27 protein-coding genes are annotated in these 21,717 nt (G+C 61.8%); 16 read left to right on the top strand and 11 right to left on the bottom strand.

The annotated features are described in order from the left end of the window. Positions 1–13 precede the first annotated feature (13 nt). Positions 14–970, top strand: a complete 957-nt coding sequence (locus BVU17_11040; GenBank protein AUG48026.1) for a hypothetical protein — start codon at positions 14–16, stop codon at positions 968–970. A 371-nt stretch (positions 971–1,341) separates the two neighbouring features. Here the strand turns inward: BVU17_11040 and BVU17_11035 are convergent, their stop codons facing one another. From BVU17_11035 to BVU17_11015, 5 genes are all read right to left on the bottom strand, one after another. Continuing rightward, positions 1,342–2,091 (bottom strand): hypothetical protein, encoded by a 750-nt coding sequence (locus tag BVU17_11035; protein AUG48025.1) that lies wholly within the window; start codon positions 2,089–2,091, stop codon positions 1,342–1,344. Positions 2,092–2,493: 402 nt separating this feature from the next. Continuing rightward, positions 2,494–2,916, bottom strand: a complete 423-nt coding sequence (locus BVU17_11030) for a hypothetical protein (protein ID AUG48024.1) — start codon at positions 2,914–2,916, stop codon at positions 2,494–2,496. A gap of 90 nt (positions 2,917–3,006) precedes the next feature. Beyond that, the gene (locus BVU17_11025; GenBank protein ID AUG48023.1) at positions 3,007–4,533 is read right to left on the bottom strand and encodes a sodium:solute symporter; all 1,527 of its coding nucleotides are present in this window, start codon (positions 4,531–4,533) and stop codon (positions 3,007–3,009) included. A gap of 1 nt (position 4,534) precedes the next feature. Continuing rightward, entirely contained in the window at positions 4,535–4,744 is a 210-nt protein-coding gene (locus BVU17_11020; protein AUG48022.1) for a hypothetical protein, read from the bottom strand. Between the two features lie 75 nt (positions 4,745–4,819). Further along, the gene (locus BVU17_11015) at positions 4,820–5,164 is read right to left on the bottom strand and encodes a tRNA-binding protein (GenBank protein AUG48021.1); all 345 of its coding nucleotides are present in this window, start codon (positions 5,162–5,164) and stop codon (positions 4,820–4,822) included. A gap of 51 nt (positions 5,165–5,215) precedes the next feature. On the opposite strand from BVU17_11015, the gene BVU17_11010 reads away from it, so the two are divergent. Continuing rightward, the gene (locus BVU17_11010; protein ID AUG48020.1) at positions 5,216–5,926 is read left to right on the top strand and encodes a xylose isomerase; all 711 of its coding nucleotides are present in this window, start codon (positions 5,216–5,218) and stop codon (positions 5,924–5,926) included. Between the two features lie 177 nt (positions 5,927–6,103). Next, positions 6,104–7,432 carry a DNA primase gene (locus tag BVU17_11005; GenBank protein ID AUG48019.1) on the top strand — a complete coding sequence of 443 codons (1,329 nt, stop codon included), beginning with the start codon at positions 6,104–6,106 and terminating at the stop codon, positions 7,430–7,432. On the opposite strand, the gene BVU17_11000 is transcribed toward BVU17_11005, so the two are convergent. Both BVU17_11000 and BVU17_10995 read right to left on the bottom strand, forming a co-directional pair. Further along, positions 7,429–7,845 carry a GNAT family N-acetyltransferase gene (locus BVU17_11000; GenBank protein AUG48018.1) on the bottom strand — a complete coding sequence of 139 codons (417 nt, stop codon included), beginning with the start codon at positions 7,843–7,845 and terminating at the stop codon, positions 7,429–7,431. The genes BVU17_11005 and BVU17_11000 overlap by 4 nt on opposite strands. After that, positions 7,842–9,200 (bottom strand): hypothetical protein, encoded by a 1,359-nt coding sequence (locus BVU17_10995; GenBank protein ID AUG48017.1) that lies wholly within the window; start codon positions 9,198–9,200, stop codon positions 7,842–7,844. Before BVU17_10995 ends, BVU17_11000 begins: the two co-directional genes overlap by 4 nt. Before the next feature lie 95 nt (positions 9,201–9,295). On the opposite strand from BVU17_10995, the gene BVU17_10990 reads away from it, so the two are divergent. Beyond that, on the top strand, positions 9,296–9,904 hold the full coding sequence (locus BVU17_10990; protein AUG48016.1) for a UDP diphosphate synthase: 609 nt from the start codon (positions 9,296–9,298) through the stop codon (positions 9,902–9,904). Here BVU17_10990 and BVU17_10985 read toward each other — a convergent pair whose 3' ends face one another. Next, entirely contained in the window at positions 9,905–10,831 is a 927-nt protein-coding gene (locus tag BVU17_10985) for a di-trans,poly-cis-decaprenylcistransferase (GenBank protein ID AUG48015.1), read from the bottom strand. A gap of 115 nt (positions 10,832–10,946) precedes the next feature. Here BVU17_10985 and BVU17_10980 point away from each other — a divergent pair, with 115 nt between their 5' ends. The 3 genes from BVU17_10980 (at position 10,947) to BVU17_10970 (ending at position 11,925) form a co-directional block, all read left to right on the top strand. Next, positions 10,947–11,141 carry a cold-shock protein gene (locus BVU17_10980; protein ID AUG48014.1) on the top strand — a complete coding sequence of 65 codons (195 nt, stop codon included), beginning with the start codon at positions 10,947–10,949 and terminating at the stop codon, positions 11,139–11,141. A gap of 2 nt (positions 11,142–11,143) precedes the next feature. After that, positions 11,144–11,338 carry a cold-shock protein gene (locus BVU17_10975; protein AUG48013.1) on the top strand — a complete coding sequence of 65 codons (195 nt, stop codon included), beginning with the start codon at positions 11,144–11,146 and terminating at the stop codon, positions 11,336–11,338. A gap of 176 nt (positions 11,339–11,514) precedes the next feature. Then, positions 11,515–11,925, top strand: a complete 411-nt coding sequence (locus BVU17_10970) for a hypothetical protein (GenBank protein ID AUG48012.1) — start codon at positions 11,515–11,517, stop codon at positions 11,923–11,925. A 5-nt stretch (positions 11,926–11,930) separates the two neighbouring features. Here BVU17_10970 and BVU17_10965 read toward each other — a convergent pair whose 3' ends face one another. Further along, positions 11,931–12,221 (bottom strand): hypothetical protein, encoded by a 291-nt coding sequence (locus tag BVU17_10965; protein AUG48011.1) that lies wholly within the window; start codon positions 12,219–12,221, stop codon positions 11,931–11,933. Positions 12,222–12,332: 111 nt separating this feature from the next. Between BVU17_10965 and BVU17_10960 the strand changes: the two genes are divergently transcribed. The 6 genes from BVU17_10960 (at position 12,333) to BVU17_10935 (ending at position 16,930) form a co-directional block, all read left to right on the top strand. After that, the gene (locus BVU17_10960; GenBank protein AUG48010.1) at positions 12,333–13,388 is read left to right on the top strand and encodes a heme biosynthesis protein; all 1,056 of its coding nucleotides are present in this window, start codon (positions 12,333–12,335) and stop codon (positions 13,386–13,388) included. Positions 13,389–13,434: 46 nt separating this feature from the next. Continuing rightward, complete coding sequence (locus tag BVU17_10955; protein AUG48009.1) at positions 13,435–14,082, top strand: siroheme synthase; 648 nt, start codon at positions 13,435–13,437, stop codon at positions 14,080–14,082. Then, the gene (locus tag BVU17_10950) at positions 14,079–15,425 is read left to right on the top strand and encodes a glutamyl-tRNA reductase (protein AUG48008.1); all 1,347 of its coding nucleotides are present in this window, start codon (positions 14,079–14,081) and stop codon (positions 15,423–15,425) included. Before BVU17_10955 ends, BVU17_10950 begins: the two co-directional genes overlap by 4 nt. Positions 15,426–15,466: 41 nt before the next feature. After that, positions 15,467–15,745, top strand: a complete 279-nt coding sequence (locus BVU17_10945) for a 4a-hydroxytetrahydrobiopterin dehydratase (GenBank protein AUG48007.1) — start codon at positions 15,467–15,469, stop codon at positions 15,743–15,745. 10 nt (positions 15,746–15,755) lie between these two features. Further along, a complete protein-coding gene (locus tag BVU17_10940) occupies positions 15,756–16,175 on the top strand; it encodes a hypothetical protein (GenBank protein AUG48898.1) in 420 nt (139 codons plus the stop codon). A 107-nt stretch (positions 16,176–16,282) separates the two neighbouring features. Continuing rightward, a complete protein-coding gene (locus tag BVU17_10935) occupies positions 16,283–16,930 on the top strand; it encodes a 3-phosphoglycerate kinase (GenBank protein ID AUG48006.1) in 648 nt (215 codons plus the stop codon). On the opposite strand, the gene BVU17_10930 is transcribed toward BVU17_10935, so the two are convergent. Next, positions 16,918–17,844 (bottom strand): molybdenum cofactor biosynthesis protein, encoded by a 927-nt coding sequence (locus BVU17_10930; GenBank protein ID AUG48005.1) that lies wholly within the window; start codon positions 17,842–17,844, stop codon positions 16,918–16,920. The genes BVU17_10935 and BVU17_10930 overlap by 13 nt on opposite strands. A 199-nt stretch (positions 17,845–18,043) precedes the next feature. On the opposite strand from BVU17_10930, the gene BVU17_10925 reads away from it, so the two are divergent. Genes BVU17_10925 through BVU17_10915 form a run of 3 tightly spaced genes read left to right on the top strand, consistent with a single transcriptional unit; the run spans position 18,044 to position 20,961 of the window. Continuing rightward, complete coding sequence (locus BVU17_10925; protein AUG48004.1) at positions 18,044–18,820, top strand: hypothetical protein; 777 nt, start codon at positions 18,044–18,046, stop codon at positions 18,818–18,820. A gap of 47 nt (positions 18,821–18,867) precedes the next feature. Further along, complete coding sequence (locus BVU17_10920; GenBank protein ID AUG48003.1) at positions 18,868–19,224, top strand: molecular chaperone Hsp20; 357 nt, start codon at positions 18,868–18,870, stop codon at positions 19,222–19,224. Between the two features lie 18 nt (positions 19,225–19,242). Next, the gene (locus BVU17_10915) at positions 19,243–20,961 is read left to right on the top strand and encodes a hypothetical protein (protein AUG48002.1); all 1,719 of its coding nucleotides are present in this window, start codon (positions 19,243–19,245) and stop codon (positions 20,959–20,961) included. A 19-nt stretch (positions 20,962–20,980) separates the two neighbouring features. On the opposite strand, the gene BVU17_10910 is transcribed toward BVU17_10915, so the two are convergent. Next, on the bottom strand, positions 20,981–21,508 hold the full coding sequence (locus tag BVU17_10910; GenBank protein ID AUG48001.1) for a GNAT family N-acetyltransferase: 528 nt from the start codon (positions 21,506–21,508) through the stop codon (positions 20,981–20,983). Positions 21,509–21,717 lie beyond the last annotated feature (209 nt).

The raw sequence follows: 21,717 nt of genomic DNA, 5'->3' as shown, positions 1-21,717 counted from the left end.
CACTACTTTATACGTGGGTTCCCGAAAATCGTATATGTTTCCAGAAAGGTACAACCTTACCAATTTACAGCGGGTCTTTAGTAATCCCACGCTTCTCAGACGGGAACTTGGGCGTATAACTTCGAGGGTAGTGTTCCCCATAAATAATGAAATATTTGAGAGGAGGCACGGAGACGGCATTGATATAATGTCCCAAGACTGGGATAATTTGGTTATTCTTGACGCGTGCCGATATGATCACTTTTTAGAACAAAATACCCTTCGGGGTTCGCTGCGTCCAGTCCTGTCTAAGGGAGCCCACAGCTGGGAGTTTATGCGGAATAATTTCGCTGGAAAGTCTCTCTATGATACCGTTTATGTGACGGGAAATCCGCACACCCCAAAACTGCCTGATAATACATTCCACGCTATCGACATAACACACAACCCATCTGAACCTGAAAAAACAATACAAATGGCACTCGATGCTCATGAAAAGTATCCGGATAAGCGTTTAATTATTCATATCATGTCGCCTCATGCACCTCATCTTGGAAAGACTGCTAAGAAACTCAGAGAGCGAAATGAGGAGCTGAACACCTCAAAGACAGGGAACTCCAGTGGGCAAAATATATGGAAGTCGACAATAGAAGGGCAGGTTACACGGGAAGAACTTCGTCAAGCCTATCAAGAATCGGTTGACATTGCTTTAGAACATGCTGAAACATTAGTTAATGAACTCGACGGCAAGTCCGTTATAACATCAGATCACGGCGAAATGCTCGGAGAGCGGGTATTCCCGTTAACACACCGCCAGTACGCTCACCCGCATAACTTGTACACCCGTGAGTTGCGCTTTGTTCCTTGGTTTGAGGTTGAGCAGGATTCAGAAACCCGGCGTGAAGTGGTTAGCGAACCACCTACTGCATTTAACAGACCAGATAAGGAGACTGTTGACAACCGTCTCGAGGCACTAGGTTACAAATCCTGATATTCTGTCCAACACTTTTTAATTGATTCATAGTTCTGCCCTATTTATCGAATACCGTTAAAATGGCATAGTGATACGATTTGGTTACGACCGCTGGCGATGGTTAGCAGCATTTTGTCGTAATTGTCTCCCCCACAAGAGGACAGGTTGTCTTGTGCAGTTGTCAGTGACAGGCGCCATGTGGTTTGTCTCTCTATGACCACTAGCGACGTTCCAAGGCTTGGAAGAGTCTCGTGGGGCCGCTATAGTAACAATTGAAACGATTTACACACTGATCGCACTGCCGTCGGGCGATCAGGTGTGTATTGATTTTCAATGGCTACTATCGTCTTCGGGGGTCAGCAATAGATATGTTGTTGCCAAGGGTATGATTATATCAGACTCTTATTTTTGAAAGCGTAAGTTCCCCCCATTTCGTCCAATTCAACAAACCCAGCAGAGACCATTTTATCCACATATTCTCTTTCGCTAAACTCGTCAAACGGGTGGAACTCGATAATTGCAAAGGGAACGAAATCTGAAATAATATTGAGTTCTTCGTCAATCATTCTAAATTCTCCTCCTTCCATATCAGATATTAATACGAAATCGTCTAATTCATATTCGGCACAGATGCTTGATATACTGAACCCTTCGACACTAATTTGTCTGTCAGACATTTCCTTTTCCGTACTCCCGGAGGAAAACTTATTATCAAGACTCAACTTTACGTCATCGTCATTTGCAGAATATGCACCTTCCAGCAGAATATAATCAGACTGATTTAGCTGCTTCGTCATTTTATTACAGTTAACATTCTCCGGATTTGGTTCGACAGCGATTTGCCTCTCGTCGTCTCGAACTTTGCTATCAATGTAAGCTGAAATATACCCAATTCCGGCACCAAACTCAATTATAGGATAGTTTTCTGGAAGATACGCGTCAATGAGATTTTTTTCTCTTATTGAATGTTCATTCCGGAAGTAATACGGAAAGAAACGCGCTTTATTCTTCGTTTGTACTGCTCCACAGTTTGTGTTTATCTTTACGCCATTATAATCAACCGGGTTGAGAAATTTCTCAACCGCATGACCAGACATTATCTGGTAGGCTTGTGCGATCTTGTTTTTGATTGTGTTCATCAATGGTTCCTACAGCGTGTGGCATACAGAAGGACGCGAACGGTATATATCTACCACCAATTGTCCTACTAGTGAATCAGGCATTCAGTTGACGTATTCGCTGAACTCGTTCGAAGCCCGAACCGTATACTCCCTTGCCTGCCTCGTGAGGGTCAATTATCAGCGTCAATAGCTGTAGCGTGTTTCATACATCTATTTCAACTTGTTGTCGTGGGGTGTTCGGCCGGTCTCAATGCTATCCTCGCTTGAAGTAGCCACGACGCTGTTCCCCCTCCATCGATATATAGCGCCGGTCGTAGTCGAACCCGACCGGGACGATGTGGGTCTGCATACGTGCATGACTGGGGCGGTGATTATAAAAAGGACCAGACTCAGGCTGCCGAACGCGTCTACGGGCGACCGCTATTCGCAGCTTTCGTGCACGATAGCGCCTTCTTCGTTCGGTCCGCGGCGCTCACCAGGAACGATTGGGTCCTCACAGACGGCACAGGTAAGCTTCCCGCTGGCGTGGCCGTTCGAGGCCTCGGCGTCGTCGGACGACGTGAAATCCACACTCACGTCCGTCGACTCATCTGCTGGCTCGTCGTCCACGTTCGGAGCGAACACGTCGTCGTCATCGGCCGTCGTATCGATGTCAAGCGTATCGTTGAAACCACAGTAGCCGGTTGAAGCGTTGAAACCCAGGCCGAGCGCGCCGATTCCGGCGAGCAGGCCGCGCTTGCGTTTCCCGCTGCGAAGCCAGCGCAGGGAGACGATTGTCAGGACAACTGCCAGCACCGCTCGGATCAGGCGGTCGCGACCGCCGACATTCTTATCGGAGTCCATATTGACACATTCGTCTGGATGCTTTTGTAGGTTTACATGTCGGCCGGTGGCCGCCGTCCGGCGGTTCCCGTGTAGAACGGAGCGCCCTGTTCAGTCGCTCTCGACGCCGGAGACGGCGTAGACGGTGTGGTTCTCGGTCGCAGCGGGAGCAGTCACCAGCGAGACGCTGACCGTCAGCACGAGACCGACTATGATACCGACGATGCCCGGCGTCCAGCCCAGGTATGCCGTCGGCAGGGCAACGCTGATACCGACAAGTCCGCCAAGTGTCGAGAGCACCGGGAAGACGTGCAGGCCATAGAACACCTGGCTGCCGATCACGCCGGCGTACATCCCCGTTCGCGTGGTCCCCTGCCAGTACAGCGCAAGTGCGACAGGAAGGGTAAGCTGTGCGAACCCGCTGAAGGCCGTTTCGCCGATTTGGACCAGCGTTCCCGGCGAGTAGAGACTCGCAATGAACGAGAGGGTGGCAAAGACGATCACGCCGAGGCGGGCAACGAGCGCCTCGCGCCGGTCGGTTGCTTCGTCGCTAGCGTTGCTACGGCCGGTCAGTGGGCGGTAGAGGTCTCGAGTCAGGTACGACGAGCCCGACAGCAGCATCGAGTCGCTGGAGGACATCATCGCGGCCATCGCGCCGGCGATGACCAGCGCGGTGAACCACGTCGGCGTGTACTCGCCCAGCAGCGCGGGGATGACGTTGCCGCCCTCCGGCACCGTGACACCGAGGCCGGCCGCCCACGCGCCCAGCATGAACGCCGGCACGAACAGAAGCAGGACCAGCACCGGCCAGAGCGCGAACGTCCGCTTGAGCACCTTCTTCGAGCCGGCGGCGAAGAAGCGCTGATTGATCTGGGGGAACATCGTCACGCCGAAGGCGATGCTGACCGCGGTCGAGATGATGTACTGCGGCGTGTAGAGGCCGCCGCCGAGACCGACGAAGGCTGGCTCTTTGGACGCCAACAGGGCCGTCGCCTCGCTAGCGCCGCCGACAGCAGAGAGGACCCAGGCGACGGCGACCCATATTAAAGAGAGCATGAACAGCCCCTGAAGCGTGTCGGTCCAGGCGACGCCGCGCATGCCTGAGAGCGCAACGTAGGCAATCATGAACAGCGTGATGCCGCCGGCCCCGACCCAGAACGGGACCGCGCCGTTCGTGAGGCCGACGATAGCCTGTCCGGCTCCTTTCTGCTGGAGCATCACGTACGGGAACAGCCAGACAAGGCTCACGCCGGCGACAACAACGCGGAGCGCCGTCGAGCCGAAGCGATCGCCCAGCATTTCCCCCAGCGTGACGTAGCCGTGGCGCTTGCCGACGAGCCACTGCTTGTACCCCAGCACGTACCAGAGGACCGCGAAGATGATGCCGTCCATCAGCCCCATCACGAGAATCCACTCGGGACCGGCGCTGAAGGCGAGGTTCGGGCCGCCGAAGAACGTAAACGCCGACAGGAGCGTCGCAAACGTCGTGAACAGCAGGACGACCGTCCCGAGCGTCCGGCTGGCGAGGTAGTAGTCCTCGGCGGTCCGGTCGGTCAAACGGTAGGCGACTGCGCCGACCGCGAGCGCGATGATCATGTACGCACCGACGATACCCAACTGGAGCCCGGTGTCAGCCATCTCACCGCACCTCCTCGACCCCGAGACCCCAGTCGGTGCGCGCGAAAACGGCGAAGACGATGCTCGCGAGCGCCATCCATCCGATGTGCCACCACAGCCACACGGGTAGCCCAGCCGTGACTGTGCTGGTGTCCCAGAGGAACCACGGCACTGCCAGCGCCATCAACACGAGCGCGACGACTGTCCACCCAGCGGCCCTGACCGTACTCATATTACAACGGGCTAGCCGCTGGCCGTACTAATGGGTAACGAACCTTCATCAACTCTGGTTGAAGAACTATCTTCTTCAATACACGCGGGTGCCGGGGTCGACCTCCCGTTCGGGTGTCAGGTGAACGACGCCGTCCTCGCTGTCGACGCCGGTCACCAGACACTCGCTCTCGAACCCGGCGATAGAGACTGTCCCGAGGTTGACGACGGCGACGACCTGTGAACCCAGCAGGTCCGCAGGCTCGTACACGTCGGTCAACCCTGCGGCCGACTGGCGGGTCTCGTTGCCGAAATCCACGTCGAGCTTGTACACATCCTTGCGTGCTTCGGGAAACGGCTCGACATCGACGATTTCACCGATACGCATCTCTACGTCTTCGAGGAACCGTGCGGGGTCGATCTCGGTTTCAGTGAATCCCATGCCCCCCGATAGCCCGTCCAGTTATTTTACGACAGCGTTCGCAGCAACGATATGCAGACAGCGATCCAGCTCTGGACACTCCGCGAGCTCCGGGAACCGCTATCGGACGTGCTCGACCGCATCAGCGCCGCGGGCTACGACGGCGTAGAGTTCGCCGGTATCGGCGACCCGGGTGCGTCTCAGCGCGCACTCGACGATGCGGGGCTCGACATTGCCGGCGTCCACGTCCCGCTGGACGACCTGCAGTCCGACCCGCGCACTGTTGGCAATCAGGCCCGGACGCTCGATGCGCCGTACATTGTTCTCCCGTATCTCGACGACGACCACTTCGAAAGCGAAAGCGCGGTCGAGTCGACGGCGACGCTGCTCGGGATGCTCGCGGCGGACTTTGACCGGCCCCTGCTGTACCACAACCACGACCACGAGTTCGTCCCGTTTGGCGACGGCACCGCCTTCGACGCGCTCGTCGACCAGACGACGATTGATTTCGAGTTCGACGCCGGTTGGGCGCACGCGGCGGGACAGGACCCTGTCGCACTGCTTCGGCGACTCAACGGGCGCGTGCCCGTCGTCCACCTCAAGGACATGACTGCGGATGGGGAACCGACTGCCCTCGGAGACGGCGTGGTGCCGCTCCAGGCGGTGGTCGATGCGGCCCGCGAGGCTGGGACTCAATGGCTCGTCTTCGAACACGACAATCCAACGGACCCAGTCGACGCTATCCGGGCTGGTATCGACGGCATGCGCCCGTTGCTAGAGTGAGTGGCTGCCCTGTCGGAGAGAGTGTTTCACAGCGGCAGTGTTGACTCACCACGCAGCTGTGGGACGATTCCCCCATCGAGTCGGGTGCGCAAGGTTATTCCGCTGTACATCCCAACATCAGTATAGTGACAGCAGTCCGTCGGAACACCGGTTGACGGGCTGGAAAACAGGACAATCATGCAAGATACGGCGAAATATCTGATACATGCCGACATCACGGCGGCGGGAGTCGTCGAGCGGAGCGACGTCGTCGGCGCGGTGTTCGGCCAGACGGAGGGACTACTCGGCGACGAACTGGACCTGCGGGACTTGCAGGACTCGAAGAAGGTCGGCCGCATCGACGTGGAAATACGCTCCGAAGGTGGACAGTCCTTTGGCGAAATAACCGTCGCAAGCGGCCTCGATAGGGTCGAGACCGCGATTCTCGCCGCGGCACTGGAGACCATCGAACAGGTGGGACCGTGTCGGGCCGAGATAGAGGTCTCCGAAATCGAGGACGTGCGTAGCGCCAAGCGGCGCGAGGTCGTCGAGCGCGCGACGGAACTGCTGAACGACTTCGAGGAGAAGTCCATCCAGACCGCGGACATCGTCGAGACGGTCAGACAGCAGGTCCGGGTCGCCGACGTGACCGACTACGAGGGGCTCCCGGCCGGACCGCGCGTGGCCGACTCCGACGCAATCGTCGTCGTCGAGGGCCGCTCGGACGTGATGCAACTGTTGAAGTACGGCATCAAAAACGCCGTGGCGGTCGAGGGCACGGACGTCCCCGACGCCATCGCAGACCTGACAGCTGGCCGCACGGTGACCTCGTTCCTCGACGGCGACCGCGGCGGCGACCTCATCCTGAAGGAACTCGCGCAGGTCGGCGACGTGGACTACGTCGCGGTCACGCCCACCGGCAAGTCCGTCGAGGACCTCTCGCGTAGCGAGGTGATGGCGGCGCTCCGGGACAAGGTGCCCTACGAGACGGTCGCAAGCGCACAGAGCCTCGACACCATCCGCGAGGAGATGTCCCAGACAGGAGAATCGACGACCGCTGATGGCGGTGCCGTGGCGACTGCGATGTCGGACGACACCGCTGACACCCAGCCCACACCCAGCACACAGGCTGGGTCGGCACAGGCCGAAACAGCCGACGAGGCGACGGCGGCGTCCGACGAGTCGGATACGGCCCCTCCGGCGGCCGACGCGACCGACGAGGATGCCACCGACAACCCGGCCATCCCGTCGCTCTCAGACCACATCGAGGCTGTCATCCAGAACCACAGCGGGACGGCCAGACTGCTCGACGAGGACGCGACGCTGCTCGCGGAGGGCGAGACCGACGATGTCGTCTCGTTGCTTGCGTCGGCCGAGACTGTTCCCAGGACGGTCGTCGTCGACGGCGACTGCACGCAGAAGCTCCTCGACGTCGCCGCCCAGTGCGGCGTCGATGTTGTCGTCGCCGCCGGCCACGGTGAGTACGTCAAACAGCCGACGGCCGTGCAGGTCCGTATCGAGGGTTAGAGGTCCCGAACGAGCAACACGCCGTCGCCGTCGTCGTAGTGGCCGGGGAGTTCGTCGGCGACCGAGAACCCGAACCCGTCGTAGAAGCCGCGCGCTCGCTCGTCGTCCGTGCGCGCGGTGAGTCTGACTGTTTCGAACTCACGAGTCCGGAGCCTGTCCAGTAGCCCGTCCATCAGTGCCGTCCCGAGGCCCTGTCCCTGTTTGCCGGGGGCGATAGCGAACTCCGCCAGATACGCGACTGGCGGGTCCGGTACGACCAGCGCGTAGCCGAGCGGTTCACCGATGTCGAGCACCAGCACGAGCGGCGGACCGTCGATTCCGAAACCGAGTAGTTCCGGCCACGGCTCGTCAAGCGTGTTTGTCTGGATCGCCCGGAGCCGGGCTTCGTCCTCAGGGCGGGCCTCACGGATCATAAGAGGCCGACGACCAACACGACGCCGACTCCGGCTAATGCGGCCGCCAGGGTCGCGAGCATGTTGACACCCTGATTGCCGACGACTGACCCCTCGACGGTCGCACCCAGCAGGCTGTCGACGGTCATGCCGACCAGCCCACAGAGGAGGATAACACCGCTGCCGACCGTGGTGATGTCCTGTGTGAGTGCGGCGATGCCGGCGATGATACCCGCGCCGACAGCCCCAGCAGCTACGCCTTGCCAGGTCACGCCCCCGTCAGTACCCGGCTCGACGGGTTTGAGCGTCGTGATGAGTCGCGGGTTGTCGTAGAGCCCGCCGAACTCGCTAGAGAACGTATCGGTCATTGCCGCGGCGACGGCCCCGGCAAAGGCATAGAAGAACAGCAGCGGGTCGACGGTGATGTGGCTCGGGCTCGCCGCCGCGGCGACGACGGCAAAGAGCGCGACGATGGAGTTCGCCAGCACGTTCCCGCTCCCGCGTGCCCCCTCGTTTTCCTCGGCGATGCCTCGTTCCAGTTTCTCGTCGTAGCGGTACTTCGTCGAGAGGCCGCCGAGCCCGAAGAAGGTTATCAGCATGGCGAACCAGCCGAAACCGCCGAGCACGATGGTCAAAAAGGAGAGGAGGACGCCGGTGAGCATTCCGGGGAGCGACGCGGTGTCGAGCGCGTAGGAGAGGTAGCCAAGCAGTACTGTTACGGCGAGTGCGATGACGACGCGCCGTGTCGTCACTGACGGGTCGAGCTCGAAAAACAGCCACAGCAGCAGTCCCACGGTGAGTATCACCAGCGGGTCGTCCCGTTCGAACAGGACCGAGCGAAGCAGGGCGGCGACGAACGCGCCGCTGGCGGCGAGAAACAGCACGAGCGGCAGATCGACGGCGGCTGCTCCCTCGCCGACGGCCGCCTGAATCCGCGTTCCGAGCACCTGCCCTGTGACCCCGGCGACGAAGCCGACGAAGACGAAGCCCGCGGTTGCCACCACCTCGTCTGCGCGGACGGTGTATGCGAGTCGCTGGCCGAGGTTGCCGTAGGCGACGATGACGACGACGCCGACGAACACCGGCACCGGTAAACTGAACCGGACGGCAAGCAACGCGAGCCCGGCGGCGGCCAGTGAAAAGGCTGCCAGCCCGTACAGTTTCCCATCCTCGTAGTCGCCGGGGCGCGCGAACAGGTCGAACAGCCGAGAGTCCTGTCCGATGACCGTTACGCCGAGCGCGGCGACGATCACGAAGGGCGCGATAGCGGCGACAGTCGCGAGTTCGAGCGAGCGAAAGCCCGTTGCGGCCGGGACGGCGACCGCGAGGGTCCCCACCGCGGCGAACGCACCTGCCCGACGGACTGTGCCAGTCACGTCCCACCGGTATCCCCGAGAGGCACTTACCCTTTCCGAACTGTGGAGGCGACGGTACCGTGGGATTTACTGTGGCTGTCAGCATACCGGCGGGCGTGGGACTATACGACCGGTATCTCGCAACGCGTGTTCGGCGCAGCGACGCCGACCTGCCCGAAACGGTCGCGCTGGTGATTACAGAGCGAGACCTGCTGGGTGACGGTGCATATCGGACCCTGGAGCGGTTTTTCGACTGGGCTGTTCAGTACGGCACTGACACCGTCGTCGTCTACGTGAGCGTCCTCGACGAGGAGGCGATTCCGACGCTACAGCGTGAGCTCGAAAATGTCACCGCGCCACGGGAGATAGCGGTCAGAGTACCGGACGACGAGACGACGGCCGACGCCCCGATTCAGATTTCAATCGGACTCGGCGGGCAGTCGGAGTTCGCGACGGCCGTCCAGAAACTCGCGGAAGACGTCGATGCGGGCTCACTCGACCCGGACGACATAGACGAGGCCGCGGTCGAGGAGCACCTCGTCTTCCCGACCGACCCGGACTTGGTCATCAAGACCGGGGCCGAACGGCTCTCCGATTTCATGATTTGGCAGTCCGTCTATTCGGAACTGTACTTTACCGACGTGAACTGGCAGAACTTCCGGCAGCGGGATTACTTGCGGGCGCTGCGGGATTATCAGGAGCGACAGCGGCGGTTCGGGCGGTAATCAGTCCGCGAGGTCGTACTCTTCGTCGAGTTGCTCGCGTTCGGTACTCGGGAGCGCGTCACGGAATCGCCCGAGCATCCGCTTGGCCGTCGGTAGCTCCGATTGCTCGATGGCACGAACCAGTGCCAGCGACCGCTCGGCACGGGTCGTCCGCCAGGACTGCTCTCGGTTCTGGTACGTCCGGATCGCTCGCAGGAAGTCGACTTTCCGGAACTCCGGCCAGTAGGGGGTACAGAAGAACGTGGCGGCCTCGTTGCCGTTGGCGTGCCACGGCAGGAAGTTCGAGGTGCGTTCGTCGCCGCCGGTCCGGACGATGAGGTCGACGTCGCGGGTCGGCCCCTCGTAGAGCCGTTCTTCGATGGTTTCCGCGGAGACATCCGTCGGGTCGAGAGTCCCGTCCTCGACAGCAGTGGCGATGTCGCGAGCCGCGCCGAGCAGTTCGGCCCGGCCGCCGTAGGCCAGCGCGATGTTGAGGTTGAGCTGGTCGTACCGGGCGGTTCGCCCTTCAGCGTAGTCGACAGCGTCTCGGACCCGCTCGGGAAGCATCTCTGTCTCGCCGATGGCGCGGATACACACGCCGGCCTCGTGGACCCGTTCGGCGTCGGCAAACGTTCGGAGCTTCTGTTCGACAAGGTCGAAGATGTGTTCGCGCTCCTCGGGGTCGCGGTCGAAGTTCTCCGTCGAGAACGTGTACAGCGTCACCTCGCGGACGCCGAGTTCGTCGCACCAGTTCAGCAGTGCCTCCGTCGTTTGAGCCCCTTCTGTGTGGCCCTTTTGCTTCTTCGTCCCTTGTTTCTCGGCGTAGCGCCGGTTCCCGTCCATAATGACTGCGACGTGGTCGGGCGTACCTGACAGTTCCCACTGGAGCAATCGCTCGTAGGCCGCATATCCCAGTCGCTTCCCCCTCGATAGCATCGTTGTAATCATTTCAACCACTCAATAAGGGCTTTGTGGAAGGGACTGGGTACAGTTATTTCCTGCCTAATATGGTGAAATATATGCGCATAGTTTTAATATACCCCGGCTTAACGTTCAAATTGCAATGGCGACCGGTACGGTAGACTTCTTCAACGACACAGGCGGTTACGGTTTCATCGATACCGAAGACTCCGACGAGGACGTCTTCTTCCACATGGAGGACATCGACGGTCCTGACCTCGAGGAGGGGCAAGAAGTGGAATTCGAGATTGAGCAGGCCGACAAAGGCCCGCGCGCGAAAAACCTCACGCGGCTGTAACCATGGCGACAGGCACTGTCGACTTCTTCAACGATACGGGTGGCTACGGTTTCATCGAAACCGACGATGCCGACGAAGACGTGTTCTTCCACATGGAAGACGTCGGCGGCCCAGACCTCGAAGAAGGGCAAGAAGTCGAATTCGAGATCGAACAGGCAGACAAAGGCCCGCGGGCGAAGAACCTCACGCGGCTGTAGGCGAGAGCGACTCGCTTTTCGATGAGGAGTGTTGCTCGATGGAGCGGCGCGTTCCGGTAGCGCGTGTCTTCTCATCGCTATCTCCGCGCCGTCTCACGGCCCGAATATCTTCGGGTAGAGCCGACCAGCGCTCGGAATCCGAAGTGTCTTAGGGACAGGGCCGCCGACCGCATGGTATGAGCGAGGCCGACGCACTCGACGACGACCTTTACCGCCGGACTAAACAACTGCTTGAGCCCGGCGAGATTCAGCTCAACGGCGCTGTCGTCCACACGGAGTACGACGGCAGTGACGAGATAGAGATGATGCAGGCCACCATCGAGGTCGGTGAAATCATCGCCGAGGGCGCGGGGCTGGACCCGACGGACACGTTCGTCTACTCCGGTAGCGACGACCCCGAGTTCGCCTCGAACCAGCATCAGGGCCTCACGCTGGACGACGAAGAGTTCGTCTGGGAGTGCCAGCAGCTCCTGCGCAACGGCTCCTTCGACTTAGTCTTCTACTACGAGGCGAGCGCCGACCACGACGGGATTCTCAAAGCTATCGAGGACGCCGGCTACGCTGTCACCGGGGTCGAAGGCGAGTAGCTACGTTAGTCGCTGGTCACCAGCCGTTCCTGGCAGTTGTGACAGTAGGTGTAGTCAGGGCCGTTCGCTGCGCCACAGATACGGCAGTTTGTTGCTTCGACGGCGGCCTGTTCGAAGTAGGCGTTGAGCTGGCCGGTGTCGCGACCGTTGGGCTGGCCGCTGAACTGCTCGACAAGCGTGTCGTGTGCGGCGTAGTCCATGAGCCGGAACATGAGAACGAACCACAGCGGCACCCCTATCAGGACGAACAGGTAGACCAGCAGCCGGACCGTCAGTTCGGCTGTCGAGATTACCACATCTGGGGTAGGGACGCAAGGAGGTAAAACGCTCCGGCGACCCGGGCGTGCGGGCTGCATTCGCCCGCCTGTCCCGGACTGCTTTTATTCGCAGAACCCCCAGATAGCGCTATGAGCGAAGACCTCGGAACAGTAGACCGGGCCGTGCTGAACGCCTTTCAGGGGGGGTTCCCGGTCGTCGAACGGCCGTTCGAGCCGGCCGCGTCGGCGCTTACCGACCACGGTGTCGACATCGACGCGGACGAACTGTTGACGCGCGTACAGGACCTCGACGACGCGGGCGTGCTCACGCGGTTCGGGGCACTCATCAACGCCGAAGCGATTGGCGGCACTGCCACGCTCGTCGCGACCCACGCCCCCGAGGAGAGCTACGACGACCATGCCGAAATTATAAACGCGTACCCGGAGGTCGCGCACAATTACGAGCGAGCACATCCGCATCTGAACATGTGGTTCGTGGTCTCGGTGGCTGAAGAAGGACGTGTCGAGGAAGTCCTGGCCGACATCGAGGCTGAAACCGGCGAGGAGACGTACAATCTCCCGAAACAGCAGGAGTTCCACGTCGGCGCGAAATTCCCCGTCGAGGGCCCACAGACGCAGGCAGTCGACTGTTCGAACTTAGGGCCGGATGTGACACCGACTGACAGCCAGTCTCTCACCGCCGACGAACTTGATCTCGTGCTTGAAATTCAAGATGGCCTCCCAGTCACTGCCACACCGTACGCCGACGTGGCCGACGAGATCGGCGCCGATGTCGACTGGGTACTGGAGACGCTACAGCGGTTCAACATGGAAGGAAAGGTCCGCCGCGTCGGCGTCATCCCGAACCACTACGCGCTCGGCTACAGTGAGAACGGGATGACCGTCTGGGACGTGCCCGACGCAGTCATCAACGAAGTGGGACCGGCCATCGCCGAGTTCGACTTTGTGACCCACTGCTACGAACGGCCGCGCCACGACGGCGTCTGGCCGTACAACTTCTTCGCGATGACCCACGGGCGAAGTGAAGCGGAGAGCCAGGAGCGCATCCAGCAGGTCCGCGACCGAATGGCCGACCACTGGGACGTGACCGAGGACGACTGGGACACGCTGTTCTCGACTCGCATCCTGAAAAAGACAGGTATCAGGTTGGACGAACGAGCGCGACAGAACACCGAGACCGCGTGAACGTACGCATCTCGGACTGGAGTGTCGAATCAGGGAGCCCTAACCGATGATTCCGCTCATGCACGACTTCGAGGGTGAGACGGTACTCGTCGTTGGCGGCGGTCCGGTCGGCGCGCGCAAGGCCCGAACGTTCGCCGCGGAGGCGAGCGTCGTCGTCCTCAGTCCCGAATTCGATGATCGCGCGTTCGCGGACGCGGAAAAAGTCCGGGCCGCACCGACCCCGGAGGACGCCATGGACTGGGTCAAGCGGACCGACCCGGCGCTGGTCGTCGCCGCGACGGACGACCCGGACCTGAACGACGCCTTCAGCACTGCCGCCAATGACCACGGCGCACTCGTCAACCGCGCTGACGACCACGGTGGCCAGTCGTTTGGCAATGTCGTCGTACCGGCCACGGTACGGGACGACCCGGTGACGCTCGCGATTGCAACCGGCGGGCGCGCACCAGCGCTATCGAAGTACCTTCGCGAGGAGTTCGAAGACGAGTTCGGAAACGCTGGTCTGATGGCGGAACTCGTCGGCGACCTCCGTGAGGACCTGCGCGAGCGAGGGGTCCCGCCGGCCAAACGGCGTGACGCCGTTAGGTTCGTTGTCAGGTCACGGGAAGTTTGGAAGGCTTTAGATAGTGGCAGGTCCAAGGGTGAGCAAGTAGCTAGAGACGTGACCGGAGAGTTACCTGGTGATCAAACGTGAGAGGGGACACTGGTGCAATCGTTGGGGTCTGTATCTCCCATGAACGCGCAAGCGTCGACCAATTAGAGACTGCTGCGGCGGACAGCGAGCGCCACGCCGTCGAATCCCTGCTCGCGAATCCCGCAGTGGAAGAAGCGATTGCGCTGCAGACGTGTAACCGTACCGAGGGGTACGTTGTCGTCTCTGATCACGAGGATGGGCTCGACGCGCTCGAACTGTTTACCCGAGCCGTGCCCGACGAAGTTGTCGTCGAGATGGGTCACGAGGAGAGTCTCCGTCACTTGCTCCGGGTGGCCGCCGGGCTCGAATCGATTGTGCTGGGCGAGGACCAGATCCTCGGCCAGCTCCGGACCGCCTACGAGACCGCCCGCGGCGTCGGCGGCATCGGCCCGATGCTGGAAGACGGCATCACGAAAGCGATTCACGTCGGCGAGCGCGCCCGCACGGAGACAAAAATCAACGAGGGCGTCGTCTCGATTGCCTCCGCCGCGGTGCGTCTTCTCAAACAGGAGAGTTCGCTGGCAAACGAGACAGCGCTCGTCGTCGGGGCTGGCGAGATGGGCCAACTCGCTGCCGATGCACTCAGCGAGGAGGTAGACCGGCTGCTCGTGGCCAACCGGACGGTCCCACACGCCGAGCACGTCGCCGAATCGGTCGACATCGACGCCAGTGCGGTGGCGCTCGACGGCATCGAGGCGGCGGTCTCCGAGGCCAGTGCGGTCATTTCGGCGACGGGAAGCGGCGATCAGGTGTTCGATATCGGGACTTTCAGCGATGCCGGCGAGGTGTCAATTGTCGATATCGCACAACCGCGCGACGTTCCGGCCGGCGCGGACCGCCTCCCGTCGGTGACGGTGTACGACCTCGACGCGCTGGAGTCGGTGACCGCCGAAACGCGGAACAAGCGACAGCGAGCCGCCGAAGCGGTCGAGCGTATCGTCGACGAGGAGTTCGACCGGCTGCTCACGCAGTACAAGCGCAAGCGCGCAGACAGGGTCATATCGACGATGTACGAGAGCGCCGAACAGGTCAAAGCCGCAGAAATAAACAGCGCACTTTCCGCGGCTGACTTCGACGAGGACCAGGCAGAAGTCATCGAAGCGATGGCCGACGCTATCGTCTCGCAGATTCTCGCCGCACCGACCAAGAGCCTGCGCGACGCCGCGGAGGAGGACGACTGGTCGACAATTCACACGGCGCTGGAGCTGTTCGACCCGGACTTCGGCGGCCCCGACCAGGCTACCCAGCCCGAATTCACCAAGGGTATGTCGGTCGAAGACATCCCGGACGGCATGCGCGACGACATCCCGAACGCGGTGCTCGACCGCCTCTCCGACGACTGACCACGCCCACCTTTTTGCCCACGCCGTCCGACGTGGTCGATATGGCAGACCTGCTCTCTGACGAAGAGATTAGCGACCGACTACCGAAAGAGTGGACCCGGGAAGGCGACGAGATCGTCCGCGTCTTCGAGTTCAACGGCTATCTCGACGCGTCGGGCTTTCTGAGCGCTGCGGCTGGCATCGCTGAGGACGCGTGGCATCACCCGGAGATGACCATCCGCTGGGGCGAGGTCGAAGTTCGACTCACGACCCACGACGCCGGTGGCATCACCGAGAACGACATTGATCTCGCCGAGCGCTTGAACGGCATCCACGACTGACAGTGTGACCGTGGACACGACTGACAGACTCGCTGCCCTCCAGCCGACTGCGCCCGACGGCGCGACCGCGCGGTACGTTTTCCGGGTAGAGGTCCGACTGGAGCCAGCCGCAGATGGGTTGTGGACCGACCCTGACCGGTTCGAGACGACGCTGTACCGGGCGGCTGACGACCCGGGGACAAGCGGCTGGCTGTTCTTCCGGGACACGCTCTGGCGGGGTGAAATCGCTGACGAACCGCACTTCCGCCGGCTCGTCGCAGACGAACTCGGCTGTCAGGTCGTTTCGGCGTCGTTCAGTGAACTCAGGACTGACGAGGCGTATTTCGACGCGCTGAAAGCCGAGATTGCGGACGACCTGTCGCTGTTCAATGCCGACTCGGTCAGCGACGTGACCAACAAGTACCTTGGTAGCTCGATCCGGGTGACGTGAAACGAGCCGCCGCTGCGTAGTCAATGGCTACAGAGCAGTTATACGCAATAAAACCGGTCGTAGGGCCCGAAAGACTTTATTAGAGAGTCTCCAAGTGATGTATCCTCATGACCACCGACTACGACTTCTGGCTGTTTGATCTCGACGGGACGCTCGTCGACATCGAGCCAGCCTACCCTCGGAAGGTGATGGGTGCTGTCGGCGACCGCCTCGGCGTCGAGTTCACCGACCGCGAACGGGATGCACTCTGGTACGGATTCGGTGGGACACGGTCACGGACGCTTGCAGAGCGCGGCGTCGACCAGCAGGAGTTCTGGCGGCTGTTCCACGAGGAGGAAGACCCCGTCGCTCGGGCGGAGGCGACGTATCTCTACGACGACGCCGAGGCGTTCCTCGCAACCCTCGATACACCGGTCGGACTGGTCACACACTGCCAGCAGTACCTCACCGAACCGGTGCTTGACCATCTCGACATCGCCGACTGGTTCGAAACAGTCGTCTGCTGTGACGACGATATCGGCTGGAAGCCCGACCCGAAACCGGTCGAACTGGCGATGCGGGAGCTGGGTGTCTGGTACAACGGCCACAGCGGCGTGCTGGCAGGGGACAATCCGTCAGACATCGGTGCGGCGTGGAACGCAGGCCTTGATGGCGTCCACGTTGGTCGGCGGTCCCCGGCGGAGACGGGACGGTGCGTGCGCGGCGACAGACGCGTCGCCACGTTGCTCGATCTGGCGTCGTCTCAGGGCAGGTAGTCCCAGTCCTCGACAGTGACGGCCGTTCCGGCATCGATATCGGCCTCGTCAGCGGGCACGGACACCCAGCCATCAGCCCGGGTCGCTGTCGCGAGGTCAACACCGGGCAGCGGCGTTGCCGTCCCGTCGCTTACGGCGACCGGAGTAAACGTCTCGATGCCGGTCTGACTGTCGACGTGCGCTGCGAGCGTCGCTCGTGTTTCGGGATGAGGAGACAGCGGGGCATGGGCAAACGTCTTCAAGAGCGGGCGCACGAGCTGAACAGCGCCGACGCGGGCAGCGCCTGCCGACTCCGGCAGCAGTACTACCGGTCGGTTCTCGACGACGGCTAGTCCGGCCCGACGGCCGGGATCGATCGCGAGGCGGTCCGCAAGCACCTCGCCGAGTTCGGCGACGATTTCTCGGAGCGTATCACCCGGCTCCGTTCCGGTAACGACGATCATATCACGGGTAAGGTCGCGCTGGATGGCCATCCGGAGCGCCGGCGCGTCGTCGGCGACTGGGTCCCGGTAGGTCACCTTCCCGCCCCACCGGTCGACGTACTGAGCAAGCGTGAACCCCGCCGTCTCGACCTTGCTGGCCGTGCTGGCATCCGGTCGGAGTTCGTCACCGGTTGGTATGATTCCGGCCTGCGGTCGCTGGCGGACGAGCAGTTCGGAGACGCCGGTTGCCCGCAGCAGCCCCACGTCGCCGGGCCGTACCTGATGGCCCTGTTCGAAGACAGTATCGTCGACCGAGATATCTGCCTCCTCGACAGGCTCGTTCGCTGTCGTATCTGTCGCCAGAATGCGTCCGACGGCGACGGAGAGCGGAATTCTGTCCGTCCGGTCGATGGGTCCGGCAACACTGCCGATTCGGCGGCGGGCGGTCTCCAGCGAGAGCGACGCAGCATCCGACGGCGAGGGGCCAGCCATACCCGTACTAGCAGCCGCTCTATCAAAAGTACCCTGCGTAGTGGCGCTGTCGCGATGCGGTGCCGGTTCAGCCACCGCGGCGACGCTGCTTTGTGCTGGCTGCCGCGTGTGGCGACGTTGCTCTCAGCCGGCTGCCGCGCCCTAGCCGTCGGTCGGCATAACTGGGAACATTTTTTTCAGCCGGGTCCGGCATCGACGTATGGTCCTCCCGCAACTGGTTGCCACCGTCTTCTTGCTCATCGGTAGCGTCGTCCTCTTCCGCGGCGGCCAGGAACTCCAAACGGTGTTTCACATCCTCCGGAACGATCCGGTCCCGGTGCGCTCGCTCGATGGCCACACCGGCCCCGTCGAAATCACCGGTACGGCTGTCGCCCACGAGGAGGGCGAGACCGTTACGGCCCCCTTCACCGGCAGCGAGTGTCTGGCATACACCTACGAGGTCGAGGAGTACCGGTCGTCCGGGAAACACTCACACTGGGAGACGCTGGACGAGGGACAGAACGGCGTCGACTTCGTCGTCGACGACGGGAACGACCGCGTCCGAGTGAACCCCGATGGAGCGGACGTGCGATTCGAGTCTCAGTCAGTGACGGTGTCTCCCGGAACTGAACTCCCCGAGCGCTTGGCCGACTACGTCGAGCGAACGGAGGGCGTCGAGGCGCAGGACGGCTCCGTGAACCTGCTCGTGACGGAGATCAGCCTGGGGAACAAACAGCGCTTTACCGAGCGCCGACTGGACGTTGGGGAGGACGTGTACGTCTACGGCCAGGCGATGCGCGGCCCCGCAACAGAATGGGGGAGCAATCTGGTCGACGCCATCGTCGGGGACGGCAACGCGACGCCGGTATTCGTTATCTCCGACACCAGCGAGCGTGGTACTGCCCGACGGATTGTTCGGGGCAGTATCGCCGAAGTCGCGTTCGGACTTGTCGCAGTCCTCATCGGCGCTGCCGTCCTCCTCTCCGTCCTCCTGTAGTAGCGAAGACCGTCGGGTTTACCACAGCCTACCACCTAGACGAGCGTATGTCTGCCCTGCGTGAAGCGCTTCGGGACCTTCCCGATGCCGTGTTCGCGGACGTGCTCGAATCCGAGGACGAATACCTGCTCGTGCTCGACCTGCCGGGTGTGACCGCGGATACAATCGACGTGACCGTTGAAGGGGGCCGCCTTCGCATCGACGGGCAACGGACCAAGGATGTGCCCGGAGAGTTCACCTTCGTCCGCGAGGACCGCTCTGTCTTCCTCGATGCCGAACTCCCGCTCCCGCCGGACACGACCGGTCAGGGCGGAGAGGGAACCGTGGAAAACGGCGTCCTCGAACTCCGCCTGCCGAAGGCAACAGCCGCACCGAGTACGACGATTCCGATCGACGGGGACTGACTCAGAGGTGGCAATCCGGTGAACCTTCGCGCGTACTGGCGGTTCCTCGTCGTCGCTCGCCACTTCCTGCCCCTGTTGGTCGCGTACGCACGAGACCGAAAACGGTTCTTCGTGATCGGCTCATCGCGCCGCGTCACGTCCGAACAGCGTCGCAAACGAGCACAGCAACTACTGGACTCGCTGTTGACGCTCGGCCCGACCTTTATCAAACTCGGCCAGATCCTCTCGACGCGGCCGGATGTTTTGCCACCGGAGTACATCGAGGAGTTCTCGAAGCTACAGGACCGCGTGCCACCGGCTAACTGGGACGAGGCGCGGGTCGTCCTCGAAGACGAACTCGGCCCTGTCGACGACCGCTTCGACGAGTTCGAGACGGAGGCGATAAGCGGCGCGTCGCTCGGGCAGGTGTATCTGGCGGAGGTCGACGGCGAAAAGGTCGCGGTCAAGATTCGCCGCCCCGGCATTGAGGCGCTGGTCGAGGCTGACCTGCGGGTCGTCCGCTGGTCGCTGCCGCTGTTGATGTATTTCATCGACGACTCCCGGTCGTTCTCGCTGGAGACGCTCGCCGACGAGTTCTCGAAGACCATCCGCGAGGAGATGGACTACCAGCGCGAGGGGCGGATGCTCACCGAAATCCGGGAGAACTTCCGGGACAACGACCGCATCTGCATCCCCAAGGTCAAGGAGTCCCACTCCACCCAGCGGGTTCTGACGATGGAGTACGTCCCCGGCACGAAAATAAACGACATCGACAGCCTCGATGCGGGCGGTATCGACCGGACGGAGCTGGCTGAGACGCTCCAGCGGGCGTACCTCCAGATGATTATCGACGACGGCGTGTTCCACGCCGACCCCCACCCGGGGAACCTCGCGGTCCAGGACGACGGGACGCTGGTCTTCTACGACTTCGGGATGTCCGGCCGGGTCGACCCGTTCGTCCAGGACAAGATAATCGACTTCTACGCCGCCGTCGCCGACCAGGACATCGACGCCATCCTCGACGCCCTCATCGAGATGGGGACGCTCTCGCCGGAGGCCGACCGGCAAGTGATGGGCGATGTGATGGAACTGGCCATCGCCGACGCTCGTGGCGAGGATATCGAGCAGTACCGCGTCCAGCAGATCATCCAGCAGGTCGAGGACACGATCTACGAGTTTCCGCTCCGACTGCCGGCGAACCTGGCGCTCGTATTGCGCGTCGCCACAGTCGTCGAAGGCGTCTGTGTCACTCTCGATGAGGACTTCGACTTCATCGGCGTCGCCACCGACTACCTGCGCGAGGAGGGGTACATCGCCGAGGGCGTGCGGAACTTCGTCGAGGACCGCGCAACCGAAGTGTCCGATGCCGCCCGGTCGGCCGTCCGTATCCCGCCGAAACTGGAGTCCGCCCTCGACAGGGTCGAGCGTGAGGACTTCCGCGTACAGGCCGACATCGAGGACTCCGACGGCCTGCTCGCGACGATGACGAAGCGACTCATCCTCGGGATGTTGCTCGCGAGCACGCTGTTCTCGACAGCGTTCCTGTACACGCAGGCGTCGCTGCCGGCCACCGGTGTCGGCATCGCCGGAACTGTCGGCCTGTCCCTGGCGCTGTGGTGGTCATTCCGCTCAAAGAAGGCTGTCCGCGCCAAGCCACAGTTCACGCGACAGAGTATGCGCGAGCAAGACCGGGAGAGTCCGGGCGGACTCAACACCTCTTTCGGCGAGGACACCGACGACGCCTACAGCGGCGACTGAACGCCGACCGAGTTGGGGGTCAAAGCCGCTTTTCGAAGTGAACGAGTTCGTACTCGCCCTGTGTCGACCGGCCGACCTCCTGATACCCCTCGTCGCGGTAGAACGCGACCGCGGCGGGCTGGCTCTGTGATGTCGTCGCAAGCAGGACCTCGTACCCCTGCTCAGCCACTTGCTGTTCGAGTCTGTGCAGGAGTCGACGACCGTAGCCACGCCGCTGCCGGGACGGAGCGACCCGCATCCGGTGGAGTTCGGCCGCGCCGGGCACAGTCCGCTCGTCGGCGTGGCCGACCTCGTTCGGGAGGAACCCCCCCATCGCGGCGAGGCCGCCGTCGAACGTCTCCGGCAGTTCGTCGTCGACGGCGGGAACGACACCGACGAGAAACGCGCCGCCGGTGTCGAAATACCGCGTTTCGATGTGTTTCAGGTCTGACGTCCCGGGGATGTCGCTGGGGTCGTTGCCGGTCGCACGGATCGCCCGCTCGTGGAGACGCCAGACGGCGGCGGCGTCTCGGTCGTCGTAGGACCGAAACTGAATCTGGTCGGTCATCGAGTACGCTCTGGACGACTCATTGTCGAAGTGAGGCTTTAATTCTACCTTATCAGCGTATGGTTCTATTATAGCCGCCTGAATTTATCCGGAACGTTCAGTATTCCGGCTCTGGTACAGGGGGTATGAGAAAATCCGGTGGCACGTGCTGGGTGCAACCCCCCGTTTGCGGACGCGATACGTCGATACCATTGCGATCAAGGGGGCAT

This window comes from Haloarcula taiwanensis, from assembly GCA_002844335.1.
In the GTDB taxonomy this organism is placed as follows: Archaea; Halobacteriota; Halobacteria; order Halobacteriales; family Haloarculaceae; genus Haloarcula; species Haloarcula taiwanensis.
This window is presented reverse-complemented; position numbering and strand designations above follow the sequence as displayed.